The organism is Planctomycetota bacterium, from assembly GCA_038746835.1.
Lineage (GTDB): Bacteria > Planctomycetota > Phycisphaerae > Tepidisphaerales > Tepidisphaeraceae > JBCDKH01.
In genome coordinates, this window is sequence record JBCDKH010000109.1 from 1 (window position 1) to 12,308 (window position 12,308).

Consider the following 12,308-nt stretch of genomic DNA (forward strand, 5'->3'; position numbering starts at 1 on the left):
AAGCCCGGGCGTGACGGGTCTTCCTGGTACGACGCCCGTCCGCCCAGGCCCCAGCGGACGGGGCCGAGCTGTCGTCCGAACCGGACATCGAGATCATCGAGCAAGAAGTCGAGCGTTTGATCGTCTGGCGCTCTCTGGGCGATGCTTCCGCTGTCGCAGACGGCAAAGAACTTGTTGCGGTCCAACTCGGAGTGTCCGTCGATGCTGCGAACGGTGGTCACATCGACTTGGATTCGCACGTCGGCCAGGGCTGAAGTGGCCGTCATGGCTGCGGCGAGTGCAGTGACCGACAACGAGATGGCGTCGCGGTGGAGGGTTCTCATGGTGGGTCGCGTTGGGCCGACGGGCGTTGGAACGATGGGGCGATTCGGCGAAGAGACGGTGCCAGATCCGAGGCCCTACGAACCGGCTGATCCTGTCGCTGGCGCAAGTTCACTTTACAATGACAGGAAAGACGGTAGCGTGCGACGTGTCCCGGTGAAGGTAGTCGGATGGTGTTCCGATACACGGGCTAGAGGCGTGTCGCAGTTTCGTCGGCGGCACGATCGCACAGGGTTGTTTTCAAGGATTTTCAAGTCCACATGTTCTTGACGATGACCCACCCGCGCTGTTACTTTATCACGAAAGCTGTGAGGAAGACCGCACGCGGGTAGTTCCCGCCGCTACGAGATCATCCGAGCATGTTCTTACCCACTTGAGGAGGCCTCATGTTTCATACCCATTCTTCCCGTCGCCGCGGCTTCACGCTCGTGGAGTTGCTCGTCGTCATCGGGATCATCTCCCTCTTGATCAGCATTCTGCTGCCGACGCTCTCGCAAGCTCAGCAGTCCGCACGCAGCGTCAAGGGCCTGAGCAATCATCGCCAGCTGGGCACGGCGACGATGATGTATGTCAACGACAACAACAGCACGCTGCCCTACGCGGGCATTCACTTCAGTGATGGCTCGGTCTACGACGGCTACACCGTCGGCAACGCTCGCGTCGCCTGGGACGACCTGCTCCTTCAGGGCAGCTACACCGGCGACACGTTCAGAGAGGACATCAATAACGACGTCGTTCCTCACTGGACCGTCCGTTCGATCCATGAGATCTTCACCGATCCGAACGACGAAACGGTTCACCAATTTGCTTGGTACGAAGCGCTTCGCCAGCAGGGTACAGCAAACCGTCGCAGCTATTCGATGAATATCAACTGGGACGGCCAGCCCGACTGGCCCCGCGGCATCCCGCGTGGCCCTGGTGCGATCGCATTCGGCTGGGGCACCGGTAGCAACCCGAACCCATTCTTTGAAGCTGTCAAGATCAGCACGCTCGACTCAAGCTCCAGCCTGATCCTGTACGCCGACAACCCGTCGGACGTCCAGATCTCCGGCCACGAGACGGGTGCTGGCGTCTTCAACCCTGTCTACCAGGGCTGGATCCGCAACACGACTCAGGTCTACGCCGCGATCGAGCCCTACCACAAGGGCAAGTGGAATTACACCTTCGTCGACGGCCATGCTGAGACGCTTGCTCCAAACGACACGCTCGACGAGCCGCAGACCACCGACACGTTCATCGAGAACTGGGGTGCTGCCAGCGTCACAGTGGCCAACGGCATGTGGCTCTCGAACCAGGACTTCGCTCCGGCGGTTCCGAGCACGGTCTCGTCGGACAACTAATCGACTCGGCGCACTGAGGTGCTCTGAAATCCGACTTCATCTTGCGGCGTGTCACCTGGTTCCGGGTGGCACGCCGCCTTTCATTTGATGCAGCGGAATAGCCGTTTTGCTGACCTCGCGATCGAGCAAACGCTGCCGACTATTCGATCTTGAAGCACCAGGCGTGATCGCCGCGAAGACCGTCAGGCCGCTGGACCACGAGGCCGTCGTCGTTCAACGACCAGGCGAGCGCGTCGCCGTGCCCGAGCAGCGTCACGCGATCGACCTGTTCCCCGCGCATCGACTCGAAACACCAGCCGCCATCGCGTGCTGACGGCTTGCCGAAGGCGATCGCAAACCGAGTGTCGCCCTTGGCGGTGTAGCGAGCATCCGTCGCATCGAACGTCGCGTCGCAAAGCAAGCTCATCTCGCCCGACCCGAACGTGTTCGCACCCTCGGCCGCGACCTTCCACGGGCGCGTCCCGAAAATGGATTCGCCGTTGATGTCGAGCCACTTGCCAACCTCGGTCGCGATCCACTCGGTCTCCTCGTCGAGTGATCCGTCAGGCCGCTGCGTGTAGTTCAGCAGAAGGTTGCCGTTTTTGCTCACGACATCGGCCAGCGTCTGGATGATTCGCGCGGGCGAGAGATACGCGGCCGACGGCATCCAGTACCAAGGGCCAGACGAGGTGTCGCACTGCCACGGATCGTCGCTGATCCCGTCGACCACGCCGTGCTCGAGGTCTTCGACTCCCGCCCCGGCGACGAAGGTGCCCGTGTTCTTCTTGAAGTCGGGCCGACGTCCGCCAACGTCTTTGTAGTTGAAGACGCCGCCCGGTCCGCCGAACCGTTGCTGTGCCGCTCGGTAGAAGTGCGCGACGACCTTCAGTCCGTCATCACCGAATGGCACACCGCCGTCGGTGTAAAACAAGTCAGGCTCGTATCGGTCGATGGCGTCGATCAGTCGCTCCTGCCACGAGCGGACGAACTCTCGTGATGGCCGGAGCGCGAACTGCGCTTCGGTTTCATCATGCGGCGGGAAGTAGAAGTCGGCGTTGTCCGGGTCATTGCCGTCGTAGGGGACGCCGCGGTAGGGGCCGGTCTTGTCCGCACCCTTGTTGACGTTGAACCACGAGTAGCTCCACGCCAGATGCTCCGAAAAGCCCCAGGGCAGTCCGGCGTTACGCGTCGCATCACGAAACGCACCCAGAATGTCCCGTCCGGGACCCATGTTGACGCTGTTCCAGCGATGGTGACGGGAGTCGAAGAGATCGAAGTTGTCGCAGTGACACGCCTGGCCGACGAAGTAGCGAGCACCGTGATCAGCAAAGAATCCGACGAGCGCCTCGGCGTCAAATCGCTCGGCCTTCCACTGACGGACGATGTCCTTGTAGCCGAACTCCGACGGATGTCCGTAAACGCGGCGGTGGTAGCGGCCGATCGGATGGTCGGGCATGTACATGTGCCGCGCGTACCAGTCGCCTTGGCCAGGAACCGCTTGCGGCCCCCAGTGAGACCAGACGCCGAACTTTGCATCACGGAACCAGTCGGGACACTGGAAGCTGGCAATCAGCGATTCCCACGTCGGCTTGATCTCGTCGGTTGGAGTCATCGTGAAAGGCCATCTCGAAGAAGAGGCCAAGAAGGGGAGTGCGGCGACGAGTCGTTCGTGGACTGTCGGTCGGGCGTGCGTCGCCCGTTAGCGGAGAGGTTGATCGCCTTTGTTCTCGGCGATCTGCTGCCGCATTGCGTCGTGCTTGCAGGGTGCACAAAGAGAGGGTACTTTCATACTAAAGCGGCACCAAGCCGCCGAGACGTCAAGATGGTCCAGCGCGATGAGTCCGCCTGGACTGCGGGTATCAGGAGGACAGCGCAGGATGATCTGTTTGCACGCATCGTCAGACGACGTCGCGAGTCGAACCGACTGCGAACAGAGTGGGGCCGGTGTAGCTGTCAACTTCTGGCCCGGTCGACGTCGGTACTCGTCGTCCGACTGTCGTACGTCGCTTTTAACAACCTAGCTGCAGGCTCGCTGCCACCACCCGCCCGCAGGCCACCACTGCGGCGAGCACGAACACCTGCCCCGAGCCTTTCACTTTTGCCCTTCTGCCATGTCCATCAGAGAGTCCATCGAAAAGAACAAAGGATTGACGACGACCGTCTTCGCACTCCTGATTGCCGCTTGCATCACCTGGATCGTTTACAGGCAGATCGAAGAGAGTAAGCCACAGCTGACGACGGTCACGCAGAACTTCTTCACGTCCGATGGTGGCGAGACGTTCTTCGCCGCCGACGCATCCAACGTTCCGCCGACCCAGATTGAAGGGCAGGACTCCGTGCTCGCCCACGTCTTCGAGGTCGGCGGCGAACGCAAGGTGCTCTACCTCGAGCGCTTCACTCCTGAAGGCCGACAGAACTACGTCAACTTCCTTGAGCGACGGGAAGCTGCTCAGAAGGAACTTGAGAACTTCGTGCCCGACGAGAACACCGCCTTCGAAGACTACCCGGTCGTCCCGACGATCAACGGGGCACCTCCCGGACGCGAGCTCAAGGCCGTCGGTGGTGGCGACTGGGTACCCGCGCGATCCGATGCGGGGCGGAAGATCGTCAGCGACGCGTCAGCCCGCGGCAAGAAGGTCCGTCCGTAGCCGGCCGGGCAAGACACTCTGTCGATATGGTGAGACTGACGTCGCGACAAGGGCAGGTCGCGCGTCGATCAACGCCAGCCATCAGAGTGCGTTGTCGATCGCCGCTTCCGTCTTGTCGTCGGCGGCGGTTGGTTCGATCGACGAAATCCACGGTCGCGCTTCCGCCGGCACGGATGACAGCTCGATCACGGCACGCGCCACGCCGCTGCTGGTTGCCGTGACTTTGACGACACCCGGCTCGCGTGTCATCTGGACGAGAACCTGAGCCAACCCGTTAAACAGCCGCCGGTGGTCGGCCTTGTCGGGTTCGTGACTCGCCGGGTCTCCGTTCCCGACGCCGATCAACTTTGCCGGACCCTCGACCGCAAACGCGACGTGATGCGCCGCGACGGGATCCGGATTGCCTTTCGAATCGACCGCTGAAACGGTCAAAACCGCGACGTCTTCGCCGTCGGCTCGGAACGCCGATCGGTCAGCTTCCAGCCGCAGGGCGGAAGCTCCGGACGAGGTGATGTGTGTCTGCTCCAGGACTGGCTGACCGCTCTGGTCATAGCCGACAGCCTTGAGCGTTCCGGGCGCGAATGGCACCGCCCACTCGACATGACGCATCGCCGGCATCGCTTGCCGGCCGAGCGATGTGTCGTTGAGGAACAGCTCGACCTCAGCGCAGTTGGCGTAACACCAGACATCGATCACTTCACCCTCGTGCCCGGTCCACGACCAGTGCGGAAAGAGGTGCATGGCCGGCTCATCGTTCCAGTGGACTCTGTAGTAGTGGTACGCGTCCTTCGGGAAGCCGCACAGATCGGTCAGGCCGTAACAGGTGACGACGTTGGGCCAATCGGCGGGATAAATCTCGCCGCGATAGTCCATGCCCGTCCACAAAAAAGTCCCCGCCAGCCAAGGCCGTTCGACGCAGTCGATCCACGTCTGTTCGACCGAGTAACCCCACGGCGTGAACGTTTCTCCGTAAGCACTGACGAACGTGTCACGCTTCGGATTGGTGACTTGCGGCTTGATGTGCGTCTCGCTCTCACTGATCGGCGCGGCATCCTGATGTGCGAGGTACAGGCCACGCGTCGACGCGCTGCCGCCGGTCTCCGCACCGAGGATCGGCCATTCGGGAAAGCTCTGGTGGAAGTCGTCGTACATCGTGCCCGAGACCTCGTACGCCTTGCGACAGACGTAGTTGGCGCCGAACACGTCGAAGTGGAAGCCCTGTTCGTCGTGGAATCGGCTGATCTTGTGCCAGCCGGCGTTCATCGCGTACGTGACTTTCCGAGTCGGATCGAGCTCGTGACACCGCTGCTGCATCCGCCTCATCTGGCGAATGCCGATGATCGTGTTCTGGACGTTCATCTCCTCATTGCCGACCGACCACATGAGGACGCTCGCGTGGTTGCGATCGCGACGAATCAGATCCTCGAGCTGCTGCATGAGCTCCGGCGACGTGCCGACCATCCGAGCTTCGTCCATAACGAGAACACCCAGCTCGTCGCACACGTCCAGCAGCTTCGGCGACGGCGGGTTGTGGCTCGTCCGAATCGCATTGACGCCCATGCGCTTCAGCACGCCGACGCGGAACCGTTCCACCGCCTCCGGCATCGCGACCCCGACACCGGCATGGTCCTGGTGCTGGCAAACGCCCTTGAGCTTCAGCGGGTCACCATTCAGGTAGAAGCCAGTTTCAGCATCAAACCGGAAGCTCCGCACGCCGAACCGAGTCTCGGTCACGTCGACCACATCGCCGTCGCGCGAGATGGTCGTCCGCAGCGTGTAGAGCTGTGGATCGTCGCAAGACCAAAGCCTCGGCGAGTCGAGCGTGCCGTCGAGCGAAAGGGTCGCCGTGCTAAACGCGGGCACGGAGGTCGATCCCGTCAGCGAAAGCACCGACACATCGCCGGCCAGGACGTCGACGCGCACGTCAGCGGCGTCCGCCGATTCAGCGGCGTTTCGGAGAGTCGTCTCGACGACGACAGCAGCCGACGTGTAATCGTCGGCGAGATCGGCGTGAACGAACGTGCCCCAGTGGTCGACGTGGAGCGGCGACGTCTTGACCAGCCGCACATCGCGATAGATGCCGCCGCCCTCGTAGCTCCAAAGCTCGTACAGCGTTGCGTCAGCGCGGACGGCAACGGTGTTGACCTCGCCGTAGTGGAGGACGTCGCTGATGTCGAAGGCGAAGCTTGTGTAACCCGACAGGTGCCTTCCGACGAAGTGCCCGTTCACCCAGACCTGGCAGTCGCGGAACACGCCGTCAAACTCGAGCGAAAGGCGACGACCCTCGTCGGTGTCGGGGGACGTGAAACGACTTGCGATACCAGCCGACGCCCGTCGGGAGCGAGCCGTGAACGCGCTCGTGTTGCTCGGAGTAGTCGCCAGTCTCGTTGACGAAGTCGTGCGGCAGGTCGACCTCACGCCAGTCATCGTCTGGGTACGGCGGGAACGACACGCCGTGATTGCCAGACTTGATCCACTCCGTGACGTCGAATCGGCCGCCGTGAATCGCGTTGAAGTTTCGTTTCGCCAGATCGCCGAAGTGGAATCTCCAGCCGTCGTTCATCAGGAAGGTTTCGCGCATCAGTCCGTCGATTGGCTGGTGAAGGTGGTGAGCCTGGCGAACTGGATCATCCCGTTCGCTTGGTTGATGTTGAGGGAAAGGTCGTTGTGGCTGCGGATCAGATCGCCGGGAATGTCGATCTCGACGAAGTCGTTGTACTGCCCGATGCCGCGGCTGTCGTCGAGCGAGACCTCGAACGGCCGTCCGTTGAATTCGACCTGAAGCGGCTGGTCGAAGCCGCCGGAGCGATGAAGCCCGACGCGAAGCACACCGCGATCGGCATTTGCTGCGGGGATCGTCCCGACAGTCGGCACGCCGGTCCGAGCGAGCTGGATCGTCGAGAACGAGTGCTCTTCAACGACACCGCGTTCGAAGTCGAGGGCATCCGCGGTTTCGATGCGGACGATCGTCGTCTCCTCGACGGCGACGGGAACACTCGACAGGTCCTCGACGTCGACCTCGTTGAAGACCAACTCGCCGGCCTCGAGAAACAGCCGCTTCTGAGTCACCGACTCGATCTCGATGCCAGGCAATCGCAGGTCGACGGTCGCGCGTCGGCTGCGAAGGTTGCTCACGACGACTTGAATCGTCCGGCCGTCGCGAACCGCGTGGACGTTGACGTCGTCAGTGTCCGACGCAACCGCGATCAAGTCGCCCGCGTAGTCCTGCCAGAGATCAAGGAAGTACTGCTGATCCGTGATGAACGTCTCCTCCGAGTCGTCAGACTCGAAGACGAAGATCGACGCCGGATTGAACTTGTCCCACCACCGCATGGGCAGGATGAACGGCACCGCCAGATCGACCATGTCCGGGCGGTTCATCAGCTGCGTCATGTACGCGCTGTAGTTGCGCAGCGGCATGAACTGGCCGGCGGCGGAGGCGTCGCTGTGGAGTGATCCGTACTCCGTGATGATGAGCGGCTTGACGTTGTCCGTGTTGTGCTGATGCGACCGGACGAGATCGAGCACGTTCTGCATCTCGCCGAGCAGGTACGTGTGATCGCCCAGGTTGCGATACCTGTCTTCGATCATCAGCTTCTTCGGGTCGTAGAAGTGATAGCTGTACGCGTCGAGGTGACCCTTGGTCAGGTCGAGGAAGCGAAGGTGGTTGCGGGCGACCCGCCAGTCGCCGTTGGCAAACGCAGGCCATGCCGCAGTCGGACCGGCGACGGCGACGTCGGGGTAACGCTCGTGAATCGCATCGGCGACGAGATTGTGAAACTCGCCGAGCAGCTTCCAGGAGTCGACCTCCGGCAGGGCGTGAAAACCCCACTCGTGGCTGATGTCCGACTCGTTCTTCACCTCGATCCAGGTGGGCGTTCGGCCGTAGGTCTCGGCGTGACGATGTAGCCACGCGGCGGCAAGCTCGGCGGCCGCGTCGAAGTGCTCGACTGCCGGCGTGCCGCGGGCGCCCTTCTCGAACGGAACGTCCGCCCACATGAAGCTCGGCCAGTTGTCCATGCACATCGCGTAGCGCGTCTCCGACCATCGCTCGGCCTGCGCGACGTACTTCGGATCGTCATAGGCCTCGTCGAAGAACGACAGGTCGGCGTGGCCGGGGCGCAGCGGATCTTCGCGAAGGCGATCGCTCGACTCCTCACCAAGCTCCAGGTGCTCGTGGAACTTGAACATCTGCCGGCCCGGCTCGAAACCGTGCTCGGCAACGAAGTCCAACGGCTCGTCCGGACCGCCGAAGATGTTGGCGTAGACGTTGAGGTACTTCTCACGCTCGAACGTGTCGATGCCCGCGATGCTTCGACGCTGCGTCGGATCGACACGCACGATGACGGGCATGGTCGGCTTGTCCGCACCAAGCGTCGCCCACGGCGAATCGTCGAACTCCGGTGCGATCCCGGGCGTCGGCGGGACAACGCGAACGTCATCGACCCGGCCGACGCCTTCGATGATGAAGGTGTGGCCTTGAGCATTGTCCTCGCCAAACGGGAGGCTCTTGGCCTTGAGCCCAGCGGTGGTCTCGCTGCGCCACTCGACCTCGATCGGCTTGATCTGACCTTCGGGATCTCGCCAGAAAAAGCTGAGGCCAGCGGTGTCGCCGTGAACCTGCATGCTTCGCCACTCGCCCCAGTGACGCAGCAGATCGGGCGGAAGGTCAATCTCGGAGCGCACGTCGATCGCTCCAGGACGAGCGAACACGACGGCCGTCACGTAGTCGGCTTGGATGTTGACCTGCCGACGCAGCTGTGGCTCATGCCGATGCGCGGCTTCGAGTAAGTCTGCGTGCCGCTGCATCGCCGCTTCGCCTTCAGGCGGCAGCAGTGCGGCCGCCGGCGTGGCGACGAGCGAGACTCCCAACAGAACGGTCGCGGCACAGAGAACGATCATCAGACCGCCACGAAAGCCCTTGCGCGGGGCGGTTCCAGCTCTTGCGAACATGGCCGCAGGGTACGTGTCTTTACAGCGAAAGCCAAAGGCTCGACTGCACGTCCGGCACCTGCAAACCGAACGGTCCGATCACGAACGTGGTGCTGCTGTCGACTCGCGCACGATGAGGCGAACGGGCATCAGAATCTGCTCGCTCACGTCTATGGTCACGTCGCGCGGCTTGGGCTTCTTCTTCGCACCCGCTTCGCCGTCACGCGCCGCTTCGGCCAGCAGTGCGACGTCGGCCTCCAGCTCGTCGATCAGCAGGTTGATCGCACGTCGACCGACGTCGACGAATCGCTGGTTGATGCTCGTGAGCGGCGGGTCGACGTATCTGCCAAGCAACTCGTCGGAGAAACCGATGACCGAGACGTCCGCAGGCACCTCCAGCCCGTTGCGACGACACTGGCGAATCACGCGTGCGGCGATCTGATCGTTCGCGCACAGCACGGCCGTCGGCATGCGCTTCGCGCCGTTCGCCAGCCACTCGGCCTTGATGGAATCGCCACGATTGGGCACCCAACCGACGAAGTGCTCCAGCTCTTCGGAAGCCTCGAGCCCATGCTGGGTCATCGTCGCGTGATAGCCGCGCCAGCGGACGGTCGCACGCCCCTCGCCGATGGGTCGTGGGCCGATGTAGCCGATTCTTTTGTGGCCCAGCTCGACGAGATGGTGGACGGCCTGGCGAGTTCCGTCTTCGTCGTCGGGGTTGATGTGCCGGCCGGGAATGAGCAGGTCGCTGTTGCAGTTGACGAGCCTGAGGCGACGCCGACCCGCATCGCTGGCGACGAGCTCGGGGATCTTGTAACCCGGCTCGAAATCTGCGAGGAAGACGCCCGAGATGCGTTGTTCCAGAAAGACGTCCAGGATGCCTTCGACCGGTCTTGGCGTGTCGGCGGAGCTGACGATCTTCAGCAGGTAGTCGCGATCGCTCGCCGCGGCCAGTGCTCCTCGGACGATTTGGCCGACCCACTGCTTGTCCGGCTCGCTGATCATCACGCCCAGGACGCGGTTCTCTCCGCCGAACAAAGCACTGGCCAACGCGTTACGGCGATAGCCGAGCCGGCTAGCGACCTCGATAATCTTGCGCTGTGCGACCTGACCGATGCCGGCTTTGTCACCCCGCCCGTTCAAGGTGGCGGACACCGCTGTATGCGAATAACCCGCCTCCTTCGCAACGTCGTAGATCGTCAAGGCCATGAGGTCTTCGCGTGAGCCGCAGCTGCGGGAGCGAGACTTCAATTTTATCACAGACTTCCACAACTTCCCAATCCAGACGCGTGCAAGCCGTGACACCTGTATCCGTTGCAGACGGACGGAACAGCCCACTCGATTGCTTTCGCCAACCCGACAAGGTGGCACGATTGGCGTGCTTCCTGTTTCTGTTGCAGTAAAGTGACGCTGCCTCCTCGGGCTCCGATGCGACCCGAATCAACCGACACCACCAAGGCCGCCACTCCTGTGAACAACTCTGCCCCGTTAAGAAAGCTTGCGGAACAGCCATTCCTGCCGACCTGGTCCTCCCTGAAGCAGTGGCAGGTTCCCGAGTGGTACCTGGACGCCAAGTTCGGAATCTTCATCCACTGGGTCGCCGCGTCCGTCCCGGCGTTCGGGAGCGAGTGGTACGGGAAGCGGATGTACGAGCCCGAAACGCCCATCCACAGTCACCACCTCGAGACCTACGGCCCGCTGAAGGACTTCGGCTTCAAGGACTTCATCCCGCAGTGGAAGGCCGAACGTTGGAACCCGGTCGAGTGGGTCGAGCTGTTCCGCGCGTCCGGTGCGAAGTACGTCGTGCCCGTCGCGGAGCATCACGACGGCTTCGCCCACTACGACTACAGCGGCAGCGAGTGGACGAGCGTCCACATGGGTCCCAAGCGCGACATCATCGGCGAACTTGCAGAGGCCGTGAAGTCCGACGGCACGATGCGGTTCTGTGCCAGCAGTCACCGCGCGTACAACTGGCGGTTCTTCAGCTACGCGGACAACTTCGACACCACCGACGCGGACCGCTCACCGATCTACCCGCGGCCGCACGGGCCAGACGAGCCGGCTGACGAGGACTTCCTGAACGACTGGCTCCAGCGATCGTGCGAGCTCGTCGACAAGTACAAGCCCGAGCTGGTCTGGTTCGACTGGTGCATCGGCTGGCCCGAGTTCGAGCCGTATCGCCGGGAGTTTGCGGCCCACTACTATAACCTCGGCGTCCGCGAAGGCTTCGAGCCCGTCATCAACTACAAGGAAGAGGACTTCGCACCCGGCACCGGCGTGTGGGACCTTGAGCGCGGCAGTCTCGACGAGATTCGGCCTGACTTCTGGCAGACCGACACATCCATCTGCCGCAAGAGCTGGGGCTACACCGACATTCACGATTACAAGTCGGCCAAGTCGCTCGTCCACGATCTGGTCGACATCGTTAGCAAAAACGGCTGCCTGCTCCTCAACGTCGGCCCGCGCCCGGACGGCACCATCACCGAAGGCCAGGCCGACGTGCTTCGTGAGATCGGCAAGTGGCTCGAAACCAACGGCGAGGCCGTCTACGGAACTCGGCCGTGGTCGACCTTCGGCGAGGGGCCGACACGCATCGCGACCGGCACGTTCCAGGAAAAGCTCAGCAAAGGCTTCAAGCCTGATGACATTCGCTTCACCCGGCGCGGCGACCGTCTCCTCTACGCCACGCTGCTCGGTACGCCGGCGGACACGGGCGTCATCATCCGCAGCCTCGGCAAACACATGCGGCTTCTCAAGGGCGCGGTCACGCAGGTCTCCCTGCTCGGTAGCGACGCACCGATCGAGTGGTCCGTCGCAGTCGACGGCCTGCACGTGACGCTGCCGGATCAGTTGCCCAACGACGTCGCCCAGGTGCTCCGCATCGACGTCGAGCCGCCCGAGCCGCCCAAGCGCACCGCCAACGCCGGCGGCAGCGACGTGCCTGCGGACCTCGACGCACCGACGAGCTGACGCTTCCGCGACGGATCAGTCTTCGATCTTCGTCACCCAGCGAAGACCGCCGGCGAGGTGCTTGAGGAAGTCGCGCTCCTAGAACGCAGCCTTCGTGTGACCGCCGCCCGTGTACCAC

The 12,308-nt window shown here is 62.8% G+C and carries 9 protein-coding genes; 3 read left to right on the top strand and 6 right to left on the bottom strand.

Annotated elements, in window-relative coordinates; translation table 11 throughout:
- Positions 1-323: hypothetical protein (locus tag AAGI46_11195; protein ID MEM1012770.1), on the bottom strand; the 323-nt coding region annotated here is incomplete at its 3' end.
- Between the two features lie 384 nt (positions 324-707).
- On the opposite strand from AAGI46_11195, the gene AAGI46_11200 reads away from it, so the two are divergent.
- Positions 708-1,661, top strand: a complete 954-nt coding sequence (locus AAGI46_11200; GenBank protein MEM1012771.1) for a type II secretion system protein — start codon at positions 708-710, stop codon at positions 1,659-1,661.
- Positions 1,662-1,800: 139 nt separating this feature from the next.
- Here the strand turns inward: AAGI46_11200 and AAGI46_11205 are convergent, their stop codons facing one another.
- Positions 1,801-3,252, bottom strand: coding sequence for an alpha-L-fucosidase (locus tag AAGI46_11205; GenBank protein ID MEM1012772.1), 1,452 nt, complete (start codon positions 3,250-3,252; stop codon positions 1,801-1,803).
- Between the two features lie 499 nt (positions 3,253-3,751).
- Here AAGI46_11205 and AAGI46_11210 point away from each other — a divergent pair, with 499 nt between their 5' ends.
- Positions 3,752-4,288 (top strand): hypothetical protein, encoded by a 537-nt coding sequence (locus AAGI46_11210; protein MEM1012773.1) that lies wholly within the window; start codon positions 3,752-3,754, stop codon positions 4,286-4,288.
- Between the two features lie 81 nt (positions 4,289-4,369).
- Here the strand turns inward: AAGI46_11210 and AAGI46_11215 are convergent, their stop codons facing one another.
- The 4 genes from AAGI46_11215 to AAGI46_11230 form a co-directional block, all read right to left on the bottom strand.
- Positions 4,370-6,541 (bottom strand): glycoside hydrolase family 2 TIM barrel-domain containing protein, encoded by a 2,172-nt coding sequence (locus tag AAGI46_11215; GenBank protein MEM1012774.1) that lies wholly within the window; start codon positions 6,539-6,541, stop codon positions 4,370-4,372.
- A gap of 4 nt (positions 6,542-6,545) precedes the next feature.
- On the bottom strand, positions 6,546-6,869 hold the full coding sequence (locus tag AAGI46_11220) for a hypothetical protein (GenBank protein ID MEM1012775.1): 324 nt from the start codon (positions 6,867-6,869) through the stop codon (positions 6,546-6,548).
- Entirely contained in the window at positions 6,869-9,241 is a 2,373-nt protein-coding gene (locus AAGI46_11225; protein MEM1012776.1) for a hypothetical protein, read from the bottom strand. The genes AAGI46_11220 and AAGI46_11225 overlap by 1 nt, the downstream gene beginning before the upstream one ends.
- A gap of 78 nt (positions 9,242-9,319) precedes the next feature.
- A complete protein-coding gene (locus tag AAGI46_11230) occupies positions 9,320-10,429 on the bottom strand; it encodes a LacI family DNA-binding transcriptional regulator (GenBank protein ID MEM1012777.1) in 1,110 nt (369 codons plus the stop codon).
- A 219-nt stretch (positions 10,430-10,648) separates the two neighbouring features.
- On the opposite strand from AAGI46_11230, the gene AAGI46_11235 reads away from it, so the two are divergent.
- Complete coding sequence (locus AAGI46_11235) at positions 10,649-12,190, top strand: alpha-L-fucosidase (protein ID MEM1012778.1); 1,542 nt, start codon at positions 10,649-10,651, stop codon at positions 12,188-12,190.
- The last annotated feature ends 118 nt before the right edge of the window (positions 12,191-12,308 follow it).

What these genes read in the sequence shown, in the direction of transcription:
- AAGI46_11230 (MEM1012777.1), bottom strand. Translation starts at nt 10,429, where the DNA reads ATGGCCTTGACGATCTACGACGTTGCGAAGGAGGCGGGTTATTCGCAT.
- AAGI46_11220 (MEM1012775.1), bottom strand. Translation starts at nt 6,869, where the DNA reads ATGCGCGAAACCTTCCTGATGAACGACGGCTGGAGATTCCACTTCGGC.
- AAGI46_11225 (MEM1012776.1), bottom strand. Translation starts at nt 9,241, where the DNA reads ATGTTCGCAAGAGCTGGAACCGCCCCGCGCAAGGGCTTTCGTGGCGGT.
- AAGI46_11235 (MEM1012778.1), top strand. Translation starts at nt 10,649, where the DNA reads ATGCGACCCGAATCAACCGACACCACCAAGGCCGCCACTCCTGTGAAC.
- AAGI46_11210 (MEM1012773.1), top strand. Translation starts at nt 3,752, where the DNA reads ATGTCCATCAGAGAGTCCATCGAAAAGAACAAAGGATTGACGACGACC.
- AAGI46_11200 (MEM1012771.1), top strand. Translation starts at nt 708, where the DNA reads ATGTTTCATACCCATTCTTCCCGTCGCCGCGGCTTCACGCTCGTGGAG.
- AAGI46_11205 (MEM1012772.1), bottom strand. Translation starts at nt 3,252, where the DNA reads ATGACTCCAACCGACGAGATCAAGCCGACGTGGGAATCGCTGATTGCC.